Source organism: Pseudomonas sp. LBUM920 (assembly GCF_003852315.1).
Taxonomy (GTDB): domain Bacteria; phylum Pseudomonadota; class Gammaproteobacteria; order Pseudomonadales; family Pseudomonadaceae; genus Aquipseudomonas.
Genome location: NZ_CP027762.1, coordinates 1,971,996 through 1,987,442, shown reverse-complemented (window position 1 = coordinate 1,987,442; position 15,447 = coordinate 1,971,996). Strand labels below are relative to the sequence as shown.

General features: G+C 62.3%; 17 protein-coding genes and 1 pseudogene. 4 read left to right on the top strand and 14 right to left on the bottom strand.

All coding sequences use genetic code 11. From position 1 onward, the window contains the following. Positions 1-112: 112 nt before the first annotated feature. On the bottom strand, positions 113-727 hold the full coding sequence (locus C4J83_RS09260; protein ID WP_106576767.1) for a DUF5666 domain-containing protein: 615 nt from the start codon (positions 725-727) through the stop codon (positions 113-115). Between the two features lie 178 nt (positions 728-905). On the opposite strand from C4J83_RS09260, the gene C4J83_RS09255 reads away from it, so the two are divergent. After that, complete coding sequence (locus tag C4J83_RS09255; RefSeq protein WP_106576768.1) at positions 906-2,102, top strand: MFS transporter; 1,197 nt, start codon at positions 906-908, stop codon at positions 2,100-2,102. Positions 2,103-2,114: 12 nt separating this feature from the next. Here the strand turns inward: C4J83_RS09255 and C4J83_RS09250 are convergent. Further along, positions 2,115-2,201: pseudogene (locus tag C4J83_RS09250) on the bottom strand (type II toxin-antitoxin system HicB family antitoxin); the annotation flags it as partial. 18 nt (positions 2,202-2,219) lie between these two features. Next, complete coding sequence (locus C4J83_RS09245) at positions 2,220-2,393, bottom strand: type II toxin-antitoxin system HicA family toxin (RefSeq protein WP_124416848.1); 174 nt, start codon at positions 2,391-2,393, stop codon at positions 2,220-2,222. A gap of 238 nt (positions 2,394-2,631) precedes the next feature. Here C4J83_RS09245 and C4J83_RS09240 point away from each other — a divergent pair, with 238 nt between their 5' ends. Together C4J83_RS09240 and C4J83_RS09235 are read left to right on the top strand one after the other, a co-directional pair. Next, positions 2,632-3,288, top strand: coding sequence for a peroxiredoxin-like family protein (locus C4J83_RS09240; RefSeq protein ID WP_124416847.1), 657 nt, complete (start codon positions 2,632-2,634; stop codon positions 3,286-3,288). Between the two features lie 14 nt (positions 3,289-3,302). Further along, entirely contained in the window at positions 3,303-4,217 is a 915-nt protein-coding gene (locus C4J83_RS09235) for a LysR family transcriptional regulator (protein ID WP_124416846.1), read from the top strand. Here the strand turns inward: C4J83_RS09235 and C4J83_RS09230 are convergent. Further along, positions 4,174-6,213 carry a M10 family metallopeptidase C-terminal domain-containing protein gene (locus C4J83_RS09230; protein WP_124416845.1) on the bottom strand — a complete coding sequence of 680 codons (2,040 nt, stop codon included), beginning with the start codon at positions 6,211-6,213 and terminating at the stop codon, positions 4,174-4,176. The two genes, C4J83_RS09235 and C4J83_RS09230, sit on opposite strands and share 44 nt — an antisense overlap. 324 nt (positions 6,214-6,537) lie before the next feature. Next, positions 6,538-7,656: a cytochrome P450 gene (locus tag C4J83_RS09225; RefSeq protein WP_124416844.1), complete on the bottom strand. Its 1,119-nt coding sequence runs from the start codon at positions 7,654-7,656 to the stop codon at positions 6,538-6,540. A gap of 75 nt (positions 7,657-7,731) precedes the next feature. Here C4J83_RS09225 and C4J83_RS09220 point away from each other — a divergent pair, with 75 nt between their 5' ends. Next, positions 7,732-8,427, top strand: coding sequence for an ArsR/SmtB family transcription factor (locus C4J83_RS09220; protein WP_124416843.1), 696 nt, complete (start codon positions 7,732-7,734; stop codon positions 8,425-8,427). Between the two features lie 113 nt (positions 8,428-8,540). Here C4J83_RS09220 and phnP read toward each other — a convergent pair whose 3' ends face one another. Genes phnP through phnG form a run of 9 tightly spaced genes read right to left on the bottom strand, consistent with a single transcriptional unit; the run spans position 8,541 to position 15,439 of the window. Continuing rightward, complete coding sequence (gene phnP / locus C4J83_RS09215; RefSeq protein ID WP_124416842.1) at positions 8,541-9,290, bottom strand: phosphonate metabolism protein PhnP; 750 nt, start codon at positions 9,288-9,290, stop codon at positions 8,541-8,543. Beyond that, positions 9,281-9,853 (bottom strand): phosphonate metabolism protein/1,5-bisphosphokinase (PRPP-forming) PhnN, encoded by a 573-nt coding sequence (phnN, locus tag C4J83_RS09210; protein WP_124416841.1) that lies wholly within the window; start codon positions 9,851-9,853, stop codon positions 9,281-9,283. Before phnN ends, phnP begins: the two co-directional genes overlap by 10 nt. Then, positions 9,853-10,998, bottom strand: a complete 1,146-nt coding sequence (locus C4J83_RS09205; protein ID WP_124416840.1) for an alpha-D-ribose 1-methylphosphonate 5-triphosphate diphosphatase — start codon at positions 10,996-10,998, stop codon at positions 9,853-9,855. Before C4J83_RS09205 ends, phnN begins: the two co-directional genes overlap by 1 nt. Continuing rightward, positions 10,988-11,707, bottom strand: a complete 720-nt coding sequence (phnL, locus tag C4J83_RS09200; protein WP_124418846.1) for a phosphonate C-P lyase system protein PhnL — start codon at positions 11,705-11,707, stop codon at positions 10,988-10,990. Before phnL ends, C4J83_RS09205 begins: the two co-directional genes overlap by 11 nt. Next, complete coding sequence (phnK, locus tag C4J83_RS09195; protein ID WP_164487974.1) at positions 11,707-12,516, bottom strand: phosphonate C-P lyase system protein PhnK; 810 nt, start codon at positions 12,514-12,516, stop codon at positions 11,707-11,709. The genes phnL and phnK overlap by 1 nt, the downstream gene beginning before the upstream one ends. Further along, positions 12,477-13,343 (bottom strand): alpha-D-ribose 1-methylphosphonate 5-phosphate C-P-lyase PhnJ, encoded by an 867-nt coding sequence (locus C4J83_RS09190; RefSeq protein WP_119739523.1) that lies wholly within the window; start codon positions 13,341-13,343, stop codon positions 12,477-12,479. Before C4J83_RS09190 ends, phnK begins: the two co-directional genes overlap by 40 nt. Continuing rightward, a complete protein-coding gene (locus C4J83_RS09185) occupies positions 13,336-14,412 on the bottom strand; it encodes a carbon-phosphorus lyase complex subunit (RefSeq protein WP_119739521.1) in 1,077 nt (358 codons plus the stop codon). Before C4J83_RS09185 ends, C4J83_RS09190 begins: the two co-directional genes overlap by 8 nt. Beyond that, positions 14,412-15,002, bottom strand: coding sequence for a phosphonate C-P lyase system protein PhnH (gene phnH / locus C4J83_RS09180; protein ID WP_124416839.1), 591 nt, complete (start codon positions 15,000-15,002; stop codon positions 14,412-14,414). The genes C4J83_RS09185 and phnH overlap by 1 nt, the downstream gene beginning before the upstream one ends. Then, positions 15,002-15,439 carry a phosphonate C-P lyase system protein PhnG gene (gene phnG / locus C4J83_RS09175; RefSeq protein ID WP_124416838.1) on the bottom strand — a complete coding sequence of 146 codons (438 nt, stop codon included), beginning with the start codon at positions 15,437-15,439 and terminating at the stop codon, positions 15,002-15,004. The genes phnH and phnG overlap by 1 nt, the downstream gene beginning before the upstream one ends. Positions 15,440-15,447 lie beyond the last annotated feature (8 nt).

Below are 15,447 nucleotides of genomic sequence, written 5' to 3'. Positions count from 1 at the left end.
ATGTGGGAGCGGGCTTGCTCGCGAAGGCGGTGGTTCAGTCGATTGATTCGATGACTGACACTGCGCTTTCGCGAGCAAGCCCGCTCCCACATTTGGCTCTGTGTTTTGGCCGTTACATCGGCGGTGTCACGCCGTCCTTACCGGCCGAAATCGCCTGAGCGGTAACCGTCCCATCCGCCGCCTGCGATGCAAACATCACCACCTTCACACCGGGCTTTAACAAACTGCGATCCCCTGGCTCCAGGTTGACGATCGGCACATCATCCGGCACCACAATCTTCTGCTCGCCGCCTTTGTACTTCACGGTCAAGGTGCGCCCGTTGCTGACCACCAGATCGCCGACGGTGCCGTTGGTCATGCTGCTGCCTTCTTTCAAGTCAAACGCACGGTGCCCATCGCCCGTGCCGGCCATGGCCGGTGGAAACACGTGAACTTCCAGGGCAGTCAGGGTGCCATCGGCATTCGGCATGGCGGCCGACCCGATGTAGCTGCCGGGCTTGATTTCATCAATCTTGGCCAGGGTGACGGCGCGGACCTGGGTGTCTTTGGTCAGGTGCACGGTGACGTCTGCGCCGCTGTTGACCTTGACGTGCATTGCGTCGCCATCGATCGCCGTAATGGCGCCGCGCACACCGACCCGCGGAGCCTCGGCGGCATTGGCCAAGCCAATGGCCATGGCGGCGGCCAGGGTTGAAGCCAGGATCATCTTGTTCAGCGAAATTTTCATGAAAGTGGATTTCCTGTTTCGGCAGTTGTGACTGAATGTATCATTGCCGTTCGACTCAAAAGTTAACGATTCAGTCATTAATTTGCGGCATGAGTGTTATCACCCACAGCGCCCTACTCCGGCCATGCGATTGTCTTTACTCTCGCACGCCCTCTTCCTTCGCTTTAACGAGAACACCATGAACGCTACCCCACACGCTTCAAGCACCATGACCCGAGGCATGGTGATGCTGTTTGCGTTCTGTTGCGGCGCCATTGTTGCCAACATCTACTACGCCCAACCGATCATCGAACTGATTGCACCCGACATTGGCCTGACGCCGGCGATGGCCAGCCTGATCGTGTCCCTGACACAAATCGGCTACGCCCTGGGCCTGTTTTTCCTGGTGCCGCTGGGTGACTTGCTGGAAAACCGCAAGCTGATGATCGCCACCACCGTGTTGGCCATCGCCAGCCTACTGGGTGCTGCCTTTACCGAGCAGCCGAATTTGTTCCTGCTTGTGTCGTTGCTGATCGGCTTCAGTTCTGTCTCGGTGCAAATCCTGATCCCGCTGGCGGCGCACCTGGCGCCCGCCGAATCCCGGGGCCGCGTGGTTGGCAGCATCATGGGCGGCCTGTTGCTCGGCATTCTGCTGGCACGGCCGGTGTCCAGCGTGGTGGCCGACCACTTCGGCTGGCGCGCGATGTTCATGGCCGCCGCGGCATTGATGGCCTTCATCAGCGTGGTCCTGCTGATGACCATCCCCAAGCGCCAGCCCGACCACAGCGCCAGCTACGGCCAGCTGCTGCGCTCCCTTGGCACGCTGCTGCGCCAGCAACCGGTACTGCGCCAGCGCGCGTTCTACCAGGGTTGCATGTTCGCCACGTTCAGCCTGTTCTGGACTGCCGCCCCGCTGGAACTGTCGCGCAACCACGGCTTGAGCCAAAGCGAGATCGCGCTGTTCGCCCTGGTCGGTGCCTTGGGCGCCATCGCCGCGCCTATCGCTGGCCGCCTGGCCGACGCCGGCCACACGCACCGCGCTTCGCTGCTGGCGATGCTGTTTGCCGCCTTGAGCTTTTTGCCCGCCTTCGTGCATCCGCTGTACAGCGTGATCGGCCTGGCCGTCACCGGTGTGGTGCTGGACTTCTGCGTGCAGATGAACATGGTCCTCGGCCAACGCGCCATCTACGCCCTCGACGCCAACAGCCGCAGCCGCTTGAACGCGCTGTACATGACCAGCATCTTCATCGGCGGCGCCTTCGGCTCGGCGATTGCCAGCAGTGTGTATGAACACGGCGGCTGGCTTGGCGTGATGCTGGTGGGCAGTGCGTTCCCACTGGTGGCGTTGTTGCGGTTCCTGAGTGCATCGCGCACGGTGGCCGTTGCCACAGCCTGACCGCAACCAGGCGCGCACCAACTTCTCCAGGGCCGCATCCGCCAGAAATGACGAGCGGCTTTTGACCTTGTGCTCGCGCACATAGCGGTCGATTCGTTGGTTGCATGAATGCTCTGCTCAACACTGAAACAGCCCGGCGCGTTTCCTGATGCTTTTGACGGTGCCCAGGGGCACGTCCTTCTTGGGATGCGGCACCAGGATCGTGTACGGGTTAGAGCGGTGAGTAAAAATAGGATGGCTGCCGGTGACCCGATCCAGCACCCCACCCGCGTCTTGCAGCTCCTTGATCAATAACCCGCTTTGCGCCTCAGCCTTCTTGGCCCGGCTTGATAAACGTAACCCTGGAGTTATTTGCTCAAGCGCAGATTGCTTTAACGGGAGTGACGGCTGTATGCCTAAAGAGTGGAAATAAGCGGTGTTTATTCCCGCAGGGCATAATTGCTATGCGCCTCGCCCTGCTTCTTCGCCCGCCCCGCCGCGCCCATTATCCCTCCCGCCAACTCGGCTTATCTCCTGAGGGAATATCGCAATGACACTTCAAGCCACACTTGATGCCTTCCGTGCTGACTTCAAAGCCGGCAAGCCTCCCTACAACGCGCCGGCGCATATCCATCCGATCATGGAACGCGCCACAGCCGAGCTGATTGCGTCCGGCGCCGCACAGCGTGCGTTGAAGGTGGGTGACAAGGCGCCGCTGTTCAGCCTCAAGGATGCCAACGGTACGTGGGTGTCCTCAGCCGATCTGTTGGCCAACGGCCCCCTGGTGCTGACGTTCTACCGCGGCGTGTGGTGCCCGTATTGCAATATGGAGCTGCAAGCGCTGCAAACCTTTTTGCCGACGTTGAAAGACCAGGGCGCGAGCCTGCTGGCCCTGTCGCCGCAGACTGCCGCCAACAGCCGTAAATCCGAACGCATCACCGAGCTGGGTTTCCCGATCCTCAGCGATACCCACAACGACGTTGCCGATGCATTCGGCCTGCGCTTTCAACTGCCGGACTACCTGATCGAACTCTACAAGGCCCTGGGTAACAACTTGCCGCTGATCAATGACGACCCGGCCTGGACCCTGCCGATGCCAGCGCGCTACGTGATCGGCCAGGACAGCGTGATTCGTTACGCCGAGGTCAACCCGGATTACACTCAACGCCCAGAACCGTCGGCGATGCTCGACGCCCTCACCCAATAACCCAAGGACACCCGATGGACCGCCTCACCGCCATGGAAACCTTCGTGAACGTGGTCGAAACCGGCTCGTTCTCAGCTGCCGCCAAACGCTTGGGGATAGGCCAGCCTGCTGTCTCCAAAAGCATCGCGCAATTGGAGGCGCGCCTGGCCGTGCGGTTGGTGTTGCGCTCCACGCGCGGCCTGACACCGACCGAGGCAGGCCTGGCGTTTTTCGAAAAAGCCAGGCGCGCCATCGACGAAGCCAATGAGGCCGACGACGCCGCACGCGGTGCAGGCGCCGGGCTGTCGGGCAACTTGCGCATCAGTGCCGCAACCACCTTCGCCCGGTTGCACATCATTCCTCACCTGGGCCCGTTCCTGGCGCAATACCCCGCCGTGAACGTCGAAGTGGTGCTCAACGACCACAGCCTCAACCTGGTGGAAGAAGGCATCGACGTCGCCCTGCGCATGGGCAACTTGAGCGACTCGGGCCTTACCGCCCGCAAGATCGGCCAATCCCCGCGGCAAATCCTCGCCACCCCGGCCTACTTCGAACGCTGTGGCGAGCCGGCCACCCCGGCGGATTTGCTGCAACACCAGGCAATCATCTACAGCCTGGGCGGCGGCTCAAACTGGACGTTCAGCCAGGGCGACAGTCACTACCCGGTCGTCGCCCGCGGCCGCATCCGCGTCACCGCCGCAGAGGGCGTGCGCGCCGCGGTGCTGAACCATTTGGGCCTGACCATGGCATCGACCTGGATGTTTGCCCCGGAACTGGCGAGTGGTGAGGTCAAGCCGGTGCTGACTGACTGGCAACTGCCGCCGATTGATTTATGGGCAGTGTTCCCCACTGGCAGGATGGCGAGTGCCAAGGCACGCGCGTTTGTGGAGTACGTGCAAACCCTGATCAGCGCCGCTGCGCAGTCAGGCCAAGCACATCCTGGGGCTTGATCAAACGCGCGCTCTTGATCAGGAAGTCAGACCGGCGGTGGCCCAGCAGGTCGATGCCCACAACGTAGCGGCCGCTCTGTGGGTGGTAGTTGATCACGGTGTCGCCAACGCGCCCCGTGTAGTCTTGCACCAGGCGCAAGGGGGTTGCGTACTGTTTGGCCAGTGCCCTCAGATCGACAGTGTCCTCGCCACTGGCGAAATCCATGAGCACATCGGCATCGTGACCGGTCGAGTCACTGGCCTGGTCATATTTGAACGTGTTTCTACCGCCCACACCCCAGAGCACATCGCCGCCAGCACCGCCAGTGAGGACGTTGTCCACCGCGTTGCCAATGAGCGTGTCCTGGCCGGAGCCGCCAATCGCATTCTCCACGACAACGCCTTTGGCGATGGCGACGTTGTTGCGCAGACCGCCCACACTGGAGGCGGAGTTATGGCGCAAATCGATGGTTTGGTGATGCTCGAAACCGGAAAAATCCAGGGTGTCATTGCCACCCGCGTCCTGTACCAGAAAACGCGGCGCGCCGCTGCCGGCATGCAGGCTGCTTGAGCGGTCACCGCTGTTGGCGTTGAAGCCATAGACGGTATCGTGCGCCTTAAGGCCCGATAGAAGCCCCGGCGTGGAGCTGCGTTGGCGTTTGAGGCCCGTCAGCCCAAGCCCGGACCCGGTGCCCGTGACAATGTCACTGGCGCGAATCCTCCCCACACTTTTGAGAAACAAATCGGCTTTGCCCTGGCCGGTAAGGTCAAGGCTCAAGCTACCAGCGCCACTGCTCTGGTCATGGCTGAGGACGATCTCGCCGGCTCGTCCCGTGAACTGCTCAACCACGTAAACATGCCTGATGGAGGTATTTTTCAACAGGCCGGAAAGATCGATCCTGTCGGTGCCACTGGTGAAATCCAGAATCTCGTCTGGCTGGCCAAGCGTAGAATCGCTCGCCCTGTCGTACACAAAAACATCCGCGCCGCCACCGCCGCGCAACCTGTCCGCGCCCGCGCCACCGCGGAGCCTGTTGCCCACCTCGTTGCCGTTGATTTGGTCGTTGCCCGAACCGCCGACAGCGTTTTCCAGCGTAACGCCCATGGCGATGGATACATTGCCCTTCAAGCCGCCCACACTGGAAAACGACTCAGCGTGCAGGTTGATGACCTGATCCTGGGAAAACCCGGAAACGTCCAGCGTGTCATTGCCGCCCCCATCCCAAATGCAAAAGATCGGCGCATCGTTCGCGGACGCAAGGCTCAAGTGATCACGTCCCGTGTTGGAGTTGAACCCGTAGGTCGTGTCGGTAGGTCGCGTATTGACATTGGCACCGTAGAGTTTTTGTATCGCGCCAATGTCATCTTTCATCGGCACGCACGGATGGCGCCGTTGGAAGTCATGGCCAGGTTGATTGGTTTCATCCCAATAACTCATTACGCTGCAGGCCTTGGTGTCTTGCTCGTATGCGGTCTGTGCATAGGTGTGTACTCGCTTGCCATATTCGCCAGGGTGACCAAGGCCCAGGGCGTGCCCCAACTCATGAACTGCGGTAAATAAAAAGTAATCGCCGTGCGCGGGGACTTCGCGAGCGCCCTGCGTTCCAATGGTGGTTTTCATGTCACCGTAATACTGATTGGGTAACTGTGACACGCCACCACTGGTACGAGGATCGGCTGCAATGGTTATTGAACCGTCGGCGCAGGTTGAATTTTCTTTGAATATAATCGTGGTCACGTCTTGCCACATTTGAAGTGCCTGGCGAATGGACACTTTTTGTTTGGCAGAGAACTTTTCGTCAAGGGTAAAAGACAATTCGATTTTACCGTCGCCATCGCGATCGTAATGGCGATAGCCTCCCCGCAGGATCTGGTTGGCGGCCTCCTGCGTGCCAAAAGCGGGCTTCTGGGCTGGCGCCATGGAGACGTGGGCAAGGTGTGTGAAAGCCGGCGCACTGAATTCAGGCAATTTAGGCTGATGTAGAGGATGGGCAACAAATGGAGAGGCAACGCGCATATAACATCCTTTGAAAACATTAAGCCGACCCGAAACAGGGCCCAGGACGCGGCAACCTACTTAACCGCCAAACTAACCTCCCACATCAAAAAACCGCGCACCAGCCCTGACTATGTTTCACGCCCAAACATATAACAACTGGATACATACACTTCACATCCACACACAAGAATAATCATATACGCGCACTACACACTCAAACCCTCGCCCGAAAACAGGGACTTTAAAACACTGTAAAACATATAAAGTTTAGAAAACCCTCACGCGTCAAACTCGGCATGGAAACAAAACCCTACACACTTGATCGCCTGGAAGCAGCTCGCGTTACGGATATAGGCCTGCACATTCAAACCGCGGGATGCGCCCATTCAGCGAAAGCCAGTAACCGCATTGGCGAGCATCGGCCCAGACGCTCGGCTGGCGCAATAATTCGCGCAGCGCTTGCGATGCGATGTTCAACGCGAGCACTTGGCCAGGGCAGTGGTGTTTGCCAACGCCAAAGCTGAACAAGCGCCGGCGGGGTCGCTCAAGCAGAATGCTGTCCGGGTCAGGGTTTGCATCGGGGTCCCGGTTCGCAGCGGCCAGCAACACGAGAACAGCTTCGCCCTTCTCTAGAAAGCGATTGCCAATCGAGCAGGGCCCGGCCGCAAATCGCCGCGTGTTCTGCACCGGCGAGTCATAGCGGGCCACCTCCTCCACCAGCGCTGGCACCAAAGCTGGCGTGCGCTGGATGTGCGCCAGCAGGTCAGGCCGCCGGGCGAGTGTGACCAGCGTATTGCCAATCAGGCCGGCACTCGCTTCACACGTCTGGGAGAGCAAGCCGATCAGGTTAGGCGTCAGTGCATTCGGGTCACCCCACTCGCCTTGGAGAAGCTGCTCGAGAAACCCGGTCTGCTCGAGCACCGCACCGAACAGCTGCCCCAGCTGTACAGCGCCAGCATCGGCGGCGCGCAAATGAGCCTGGCTGCTCAGCGGCGAAAGACACGCGACAAAATCCCGGGTCAACGCGGCGACTCTGTGCAACCGCTCGCCAGGCACACCCAGCAGCGAACCCACCACAGCGACCGGCAATGTAAACATCCACTCATCGAGGCTGTGCAGGCGCCTGCTGACTTGCGTCACCACCCTGGCGATATGCACCGCGTCCAACCTGGCCAGTGCAGGTTCGACCACCGCCCTGGGGCACTGGTGGGCCGCGCCCTCGTTCATGCGCATCAACCTGGCGAACACCTGACCCGCCGCACCGTTCGCGATCGCCGCAGGCACCGGCTCGTGTGACGGGCGTACCAGGCAGTCAGGGTGCGTCAGCACGGCCTCGACAGTCCTGGCGCTACTGGCGATCCACAGTCCCAGTTCAGCATCGAACGACAGCTCATCGTTGCGCCTGAGGGCCGCGTAATAGGCGTAAGGGTCGGCATGGGTCGCGGCTTGCAGCGGTGTCATCGGGCACGTCCTGTTTGCAAAAGAAGCGTTACTATCTGCCCTCTCACACGGCAACGATTCGCTCAGGAACGAAATATGTACGCTCAGGACGAGGACACGGCGCTTTCACACGTGGCGGGTGCGATCGCGGAGCCCGCGCGAACGAAAATGCTCTGTTCGCTGATGGATGGCCACGCACGAACCAGCACCGAGATGGCGGCAATTGCCCAGGTCAGCGCCTCGACCGCCAGTGCCCATTTGGCCAGGCTCAAGAACGATGGCCTGCTTACGCTGCACACCCAGGGACGTCATCGCTATTACAGCCTGGCTGGGCCGCACGTGGCGCAGGCCATCGAGGGCCTGATGCAGATCAGCCATAACACCAGCAGGGGTTTCGTCTCGACCACGCCCACGCGTTTGCAGTTTGCGCGCACCTGCTACGACCACATGGCCGGTACCCTGGCCGTGCACCTGCACGACCATTTCATCGCTTGCGGCTGGTTGATGGGCGACGGCGCTTACCAGCTGAGCGCGGCGGGTGAACAAGCCATGACCGAGCTGGGCATCGATGTGCCCGCACTGCGCACGCAGCGCCGACGTTTCGCCTGTTCGTGCCTGGACTGGAGCATGCGCCGCCCGCACCTGGCCGGTGCTTTGGGCGCGGCATTGCTGCAAAGTGTTATCCGCCGTGGATGGGTGACCCAGGACCTGGACAGTCGCGCGTTGGGGTTGACGGCCAAGGGACGCAAGGCGCTGGCAAGCCGATTTGGAATGGAAATCTGCAGACAATAAAGATCACAGTGTGGGAGCGGGCTTGCTCGCGAAAGCGCTGGGTCAGTGAAGAATCCCTCAACTGACACACCGCATTCGCGAGCAAGCCCGCTCCCACAGACGTCATGCCGTGTTCAAAGCACCCGGCCATCCCACGCCACTGTCACATGCCTGGGCAACTCGCGCCGATGTTCCAGCAACCACGCGTCCAGCGTATGCCCCACGTGCGTCAGTACGCCCAATTGCGCACCTGTTTGCTCAATGCTGCGCAATGCCAGCGTCACGTCATTGTGATTGCGCGGTGCTTGGGGCTGCGGCGGCATGGAGCAATCGAGCACCAACACCTCCAGTGGCGCGCGTTGCAGCCAGGCCAGGGTGGCAGGCGGCAGGCCGACCGTGTCGGTGAGGTAGGCGATGCGCCGACCTTCGCCTTCCAGCAGATAACCGAAGGTGGGTTTGGAGTGCTGCAACGGCAACGCCGTCACGCGCAACTCGCCAAATTCGCGGGTTTCGAATGCGCCAAACGGCTGGCTGAAATCCAGAATCCCCGGGTGCTTGTAAAGGTCGGACAACCCTTGCGGGTCCGCCGGCCCGTGCACCGGAATCACCAGCCCCTGGCCCCAGCGCAAATGCAGCAAACCTTGCGCATGGTCAGCGTGGTAGTGGGTCTGGAAAATCCCGTTGAAACTGCGCGGCGGGAAGCGTTCGGTCAGGTCCGGCAAACCGCTGTCGATCAACCAGCGCTGGTCGCCACATTCGATCAACGCGCTGCACGGTCGGCGGCGTAACCCTTCATCGCTGCGCGCCAGGGCGCAGGCAGCGCATTCGCAGCCGTACACCGGAACTTGCCGCGCGTCACCGGTGCCAAGCAAGGTCAGGCGCATGCCGAGTGCCCGTGATCCAGGCAGCACAGCAAGCGCTCGACGGTATGCACCAGCGGGCCGGAGTTATCCAGCACCAGCAGCCCCGCACCATTGCCGGCGATCAGGTCTGCGGTGAACCGCGCATTGCGTGCCAGGCGCTCCTCGATATCGGCCAACGACTCACGCCCCCGCGCGATCAAGCGCTGGCGCAACACGGTTTGATCGACCGTCAGCAACAGCACCAGCACCGAGGGATAGCGTTCGCGGGTTTGCGCCAGGTGCGCGCGGGACCCATTGACCAGCACGTCTTCCCCCGCCGCCAGCCAGTCGTCGATCACACGCGGGATGCCGTACGACAACCCATTGGCGTGCCAGCTGAGGGCAAACGCGTCCTCGGCCTGCATCGCGGCGAACTGCTCCGGGCTCACACCCTGGGCCGCCTCGCCCACCGCTTCGGCCGAACGGGTGATCACCCGCCGCACAATGCGGCAGCCGCGCTCGGCCAAGCGCGGGCGGGCGGCATCCAGCAGGCTGTCCTTGCCCGAACCCGATGGCCCGATGAGATAGATCAACCTGCCTGCCATCAAAACACCCTCTTCGCTTGTCGCCACACTTGTTGCACCACGGGCAGCCCTTCGCGGCGTTTGGCCTGGACCAGGTCAGCGCGCAGGCCCACCGCAATTTCACCGCGATCGGTCAGGCCCGCCGCGTGCGCCGGTGCCAGGCTGATCATCTTGACCGCGCGCGCCAGGTCGCCGCCGTCCTGCTCATCGGCCAGCACGAACGCGGCCTGCAACAGGCTGGCCGGGTAGTAGTCGCTGGAAAGTATATCCAGCAATCCCTGCGCAGCCAGGCCGGCGGCGGCCACATTACCCGAGTGTGACCCGCCGCGCACCACGTTCGGCGCACCCATCAACACTTTCATGTTCAGCGCCCGGCAGCCCTGGGCTGCTTCAAGCGTAGTGGGGAATTCGGCAATGGTCATGCCGTAGCGCGCCGACTCTTCAACATGCGCCAACGTGGCGTCATCGTGGCTGGCCACCGACAACCCACGCCCCAGGCAATGCTCGACGATGGCCGCGCGATAGCGGTCGCTGTACTCGCGGGAGTTGGCCATTTGCAACACGATAAACGCGTCCATGGTTTCGTCGTTGAGGTGGTACTTGCCCATGTAGTACTCACGGTACTTGGCTTCGAGCACGAACTGGCGCTGGCCCGGCGAATGGTCCATCACCGACACCAGACGCACCAGCGGGTTTTCCACCAGGTCGCGGAACACGCTCAGGGTATCCGGGTGGCACAGCTCGCAGCGCAGGTGCAAGTGGTGCTCGGCGCGGGTCAGCCCGGCGCCTTCTGCCGAAGCGATGGCGTCGAGCATCGCCGGCAGTTTCTTCATGCGGTTGCCCTTGGGGTTCACATCGCCGATGGACACCGCGTCGAACACCGTGGTGATGCCCGCCGCGATGATCTGCGCGTCATGGCTGAGCACCGCCGAGGTCGACGGCCAGTCCACGCCGGGGCGCGGGGTCATGTGTTTTTCCAGGTTGTCGGTGTGCAACTCCACCAGCCCCGGCAGCAGGCAATCACCGCCCAAATCCTGGGCCTGGGGCAACTGGCTGCGGCCTTCGGCAATGTCGACAATCTTGCCGTCGCGCAGCACCACCGAACCGAGGAACACACGCTCAGCCGTAACGACCTGGGCATTACTGAGGATCTGTTCAGCGGGCATGGGCGTATTCCTCTGCGGCAACGGGCGTGGGGGTCATGTCGAAATGGCGGTCGGCAACCGCTTCACGGGCGGCGCGGTCGTGGAAAATGCCGATCAGTGCGGCGCCGCCAGCCTTGGCTTCGTTCATCAGTTCCAGCACCACCTGGCGATTGTTGTCGTCAAGAGACGCGGTGGGCTCGTCCAGCAGCATCACTGGCCACTCGACCATGAAGCCACGGGCGATATTCACGCGCTGTTGCTCGCCACCGGAGAAGGTGCCGGGCGCCAGTTGCCACAGGCGTTGGGGAATATTCAGGCGCGTCAGCAAGTGCTCGGCGCGGGACTGCGCGTTAGCCCTGGACCAACCACGGGCGAGCGCGGGCTCCATCACCACGTCCAGGCAGGCCACGCGTGGGATCACCCGCAAGAATTGACTGACGTAACCCAGGGTTTGCTGGCGCACCTGCAAAATGTCACGCGGCTCAGCGCCCACCAGCTCCAGCCACTCACCGGCATGCCTTACGCGAATGCTGCCACCTGCCGGTAGATAATTGCCGTACAGCGTGCGCAGCAAGGTGCTTTTACCCGCGCCGGACTGGCCGTGCAGCACCAGGCATTCGCCGCCCTGCACGCTAAAATCCACGCCGCGCAGCACGTTGAGCACCACGCCGTTCTGCTGGTGCAAGGTGAAGGTTTTCGAGAGGTAGCGAACCTCGATCAAGGCATTCATCATGGCTGCAATACCGAAGACACCAGCAGTTGAGAGTAAGGGTGCTGTGGATCGTCGAGGATCTGGTCGGTGAGCCCCGTTTCCACCACGCGCGAGCGGCGCATCACCATCAGGCGGTCGGCCAACAGACGGGCCACGGCCAGGTCATGAGTGACAATCACCACCGCCAAATCCAGCTCACGCACCAGGCCGCGCAGCAGGTCGAGCAAACGCGCTTGCACCGACACGTCCAGACCGCCGGTGGGTTCGTCCATGAACACAAGGCGTGGGCTGGAGACGAGGTTGCGGGCGATTTGCAGGCGCTGCTGCATGCCGCCCGAGAAGGTGCGCGGCAGGTCATCGATGCGCTGCGGGTCGATTTCCACCTGGCCCAGCCAATCCAGACCGGCGCCGCGCAGTTGCGCATAGTTGCGCACGCCCTGGGCCATCAGGCGCTCGCCAATATTGGCGCCGGCCGACACCCCCATGCGCAGGCCGTCACGGGGGTTCTGCTCGACAAAGCCCCACTCGGTGCGCAGCAAGGTGCGGCGCTCGGCTTCGCTGGCGCTGTAGAGGTCAAGCCATTCACCGTCCTTGCTGCGGTAGCCAATGCTCCCGGCTTGCGGTGGCAAACGCCCGCTCAGCAGCGAGAGCAAGGTGGATTTGCCTGAGCCGGACTCGCCGACAATTCCCAGTACTTCGCCGGGGTACAGATCAAAACTCACGCCCTGGCAGCCCTTTTCCGGGCCGTAGAGCAAAGACAGGTCGCGCACGTGCAATAACGGCTGGCTCACTGGTTGTTCTCCTTCACGCGCTGGGCGCAATACCAGGTGTCGGAACACACAAAACTCTGGGTACCGGCGTCGTCGAGAATCAGCTCATCGAGAAACGACTCGTGGCTGCCGCAGATCGCGCAGTTGTGTGCCCATTTCTGCACCTCGAACGGGTGGTCTTCAAAGTCGAGGCTGGTGACTTGGGTGTACGGCGGCACTGCGTAGAGGCGCTTTTCACGCCCGGCGCCAAACAGCATCAGTGCCGGGCTCATGTCGAGCTTGGGGTTGTCGAATTTGGGGATCGGTGATGGGTCCATCACGTAGCGCTCATCGACCATTACCGGGTAGGCGTAGCTGGTGGCGATGTGGCCGAAAGTGGCGATGTCTTCGTAGAGTTTTACGTGCATCACCCCGTAATCGTTGAGCGCGTGCATGGTGCGCGTCTCGGTTTCCGACGGTTCGATAAAGCGCAGCGGCTCCGGGATGGGCACTTGGTAGACCATGATCTGGTCGGCCTGCAGCGGCGTTTCCGGGATGCGGTGGCGGGTCTGGATCACGGTCGCCTCCGGCGTGGCTTCGGTGGTGGCGACACCGGCCGTGCGCGCAAAGAAGCGCCGGATCGACACGGCGTTGGTGGTGTCGTCGGCGCCCTGGTCGATGACCTTGAGCACGTCATCGGCGCCGAGGATCGCGGCGGTCAATTGCATGCCGCCGGTGCCCCAGCCGTACGGCAACGGCATCTCGCGGCCCCCGAACGGCACTTGGTAACCGGGGATGGCCACGGCCTTGAGCAAGGCGCGGCGGATCATGCGTTTGGTCTGCTCGTCGAGGTAGGCAAAGTTGTACGCCGGGTCACGCGCAGGTGTTTGAGTCAGGTCATTCATGGCGCGTGCCCTCGGCCGGTTGGCGCAGTTTGCGGATCAGTTCCAGCTCGGACTGGAAGTCCACGTAGTGAGGCAATTTGAGGTGCGAAACAAAGCCCGCGGCCTCGACGTTGTCGCAATGGGCCAGCACGAACTCTTCGCGCTGAGCCGGCGACACCACCTCTTCGTTGTATTCCTCGGCGCGCAGCGAGCGGTCGACCAACGCCATGCCCATGGCCTTCCGCTCGGCATGCCCGAACGCCAGGCCATAGCCACGCGTGAACTGCGCCAGCTGCGTGGCCGAACCAACGAACTGGTTGACCATCTCGCACTCGGTCACTTCGATGCTGCCCAGGCACACCGGGAAGCCCAGTTCTTCGGGGTCGATCCACACCTCTACGTCGCCGATGCGAATCTCGCCGGCAAACGGGTGATTGCGGCCATAGCCACGTTGGGTCGAGTAACCCAGCGCCAACAGAAACCCCTCATCGCCACGGGCCAGGGCTTGCAGGCGCTCGGCGCGGCTGGCCGGGTATTCCAGCGGGTCGCGGGTGATGTCGGCGACGCTGGCGTTGTCGTCAGCTTCGTTTTGGATCAGGCCTTCTTTGGCGAGCAAACCGAGCACCCGTGGGCAGGCTTCGATGCGCGCATCCGCCGTGGTTTGTGGGCCTGGGTATGTACCTTCGGCCAGCAGCGAAAAATCCAGCAGCCGGTGGGTGTAATCGAAGGTCGGGCCGAGCAACTGGCCGCCGGGCACGTCTTTGAAGGTGGCCGACAGGCGTCGACTCAATACCATGTGCGCCGTATCAATCGGCAGGCTCGGGCTGAAGCGCGGCAGCGTGGTGCGGTAGGCGCGCAGCAAGAAGATTGCTTCCACCAGGTCGCCCGCCGCTTGCTTGATCGCCAGCGCGGCGAGTTCTTCGTCGAACAGCGAGCCTTCGGTCATCACCCGCGCCACGGCCAACGGCAGTTGTTCGCGGATCTGTGCAACGCTGAGTTCGGGAATGGCGGTATCGCCCCGGCGTTTTTTCGCCAGCAGGCGGTGGGCATTGTCGATGGCTTGCTCGCCACCTTTGACGGCTACGTACATCAGGCGTGCTCCTGTGCGATGCGGCTGCTGCGTGGCAGGCCAATCAGGTGATGACCTGCGCTGAACACCACGTCCAGGCCACGCGGGAAGGCTTCGCGGCGTTGGCGTTCCAGCCAGAAATCCTGCGGCACCGGCAGGTTCACCCGGCGTTGCGTCTTGATGCCGGGGCCATGCCAGTGCAGGCCGCGACCGGACTCCAGATCGGTAAGCTGAACCAGCAAGGTGCAGGACTGGTCGGGGTAACGGTCGTTACCGTGGTCGAAGCCGCTGAGGTCGAGCAGGTCTTGTTCGCCGAGCAACGCAAAGGCCGCTTCTTCGCGCTTATCCGTCAGTGGGCAGCCGCAGTGAAAGCCCAGGTTGGCGCGGATCAGCGGCGTGTCGAAGCTCGGCGCCAGCCACACTGGCGTGTCCCCATCCAGCAGCGCCAGGCACAGTCCGTAGGTGGCGGGTGCCAGGCCATCCAGGCGCGGCGCTGAAGGCAGGTGCTGGATCAGGCCCGGTTCGGCCAGGGCTTTGAGCGCCGCGCGAAAACCGCGCTGGGCATCGAGTACCGGGTCGACAAACGCCGGTTGCAACAGGTGCGCATTCATCAGTTTTCTCCTCGCACCAAGGTGAAGAACTCGACCTTGGTGGCGGCAGTGTCGGCTTCTTTTTGCGCGCGGCGTTTGGCTTGGGCAGTCGCCAGCGCGGTGATCAAATCGCTGAGCCACAGGCTCGGTTGCGTGCCTTGCAGGTGCGCGTCGGCCAGGGCGGCCAACTCGGCGTGGGCTTTGTCGCGCCCGGCCAAATAGCTGTAGCCGGTGCGGCCGTCAGCCAGGCGCACCACGCAACGGGTCACGCTCATTTCACCGACGTTGAAGGCGGCGCCATCCCCGCCCATGCGGCCACGCACTAACGTCATGCCGATTTCAGGGGCGCGAATCAGCTGGTACTCGGCGTCCTTCAAAGCCGCTTCGTGAGGTTGCAATTCATTGAGTTGGGCGCGGGCAAGCACACCCATCCAATGCTGACGCGGGGACAGGTTCATCGGGGTCT

Excerpts from the sequence above, each read along its gene's own strand:
- phnP (WP_124416842.1), bottom strand. The coding sequence starts at position 9,290 with ATGCGCCTGACCTTGCTTGGCACCGGTGACGCGCGGCAAGTTCCGGTG.
- C4J83_RS09235 (WP_124416846.1), top strand. The coding sequence starts at position 3,303 with ATGGACCGCCTCACCGCCATGGAAACCTTCGTGAACGTGGTCGAAACC.
- phnG (WP_124416838.1), bottom strand. The coding sequence starts at position 15,439 with ATGAACCTGTCCCCGCGTCAGCATTGGATGGGTGTGCTTGCCCGCGCC.
- C4J83_RS09255 (WP_106576768.1), top strand. The coding sequence starts at position 906 with ATGAACGCTACCCCACACGCTTCAAGCACCATGACCCGAGGCATGGTG.
- C4J83_RS09220 (WP_124416843.1), top strand. The coding sequence starts at position 7,732 with ATGTACGCTCAGGACGAGGACACGGCGCTTTCACACGTGGCGGGTGCG.
- phnH (WP_124416839.1), bottom strand. The coding sequence starts at position 15,002 with ATGAATGCGCACCTGTTGCAACCGGCGTTTGTCGACCCGGTACTCGAT.
- phnN (WP_124416841.1), bottom strand. The coding sequence starts at position 9,853 with ATGGCAGGCAGGTTGATCTATCTCATCGGGCCATCGGGTTCGGGCAAG.
- C4J83_RS09190 (WP_119739523.1), bottom strand. The coding sequence starts at position 13,343 with ATGAATGACCTGACTCAAACACCTGCGCGTGACCCGGCGTACAACTTT.
- C4J83_RS09185 (WP_119739521.1), bottom strand. The coding sequence starts at position 14,412 with ATGTACGTAGCCGTCAAAGGTGGCGAGCAAGCCATCGACAATGCCCAC.
- C4J83_RS09225 (WP_124416844.1), bottom strand. The coding sequence starts at position 7,656 with ATGACACCGCTGCAAGCCGCGACCCATGCCGACCCTTACGCCTATTAC.
- C4J83_RS09260 (WP_106576767.1), bottom strand. The coding sequence starts at position 727 with ATGAAAATTTCGCTGAACAAGATGATCCTGGCTTCAACCCTGGCCGCC.
- phnL (WP_124418846.1), bottom strand. The coding sequence starts at position 11,707 with ATGAATGCCTTGATCGAGGTTCGCTACCTCTCGAAAACCTTCACCTTG.
- C4J83_RS09205 (WP_124416840.1), bottom strand. The coding sequence starts at position 10,998 with ATGCCCGCTGAACAGATCCTCAGTAATGCCCAGGTCGTTACGGCTGAG.
- C4J83_RS09230 (WP_124416845.1), bottom strand. The coding sequence starts at position 6,213 with ATGCGCGTTGCCTCTCCATTTGTTGCCCATCCTCTACATCAGCCTAAA.
- C4J83_RS09240 (WP_124416847.1), top strand. The coding sequence starts at position 2,632 with ATGACACTTCAAGCCACACTTGATGCCTTCCGTGCTGACTTCAAAGCC.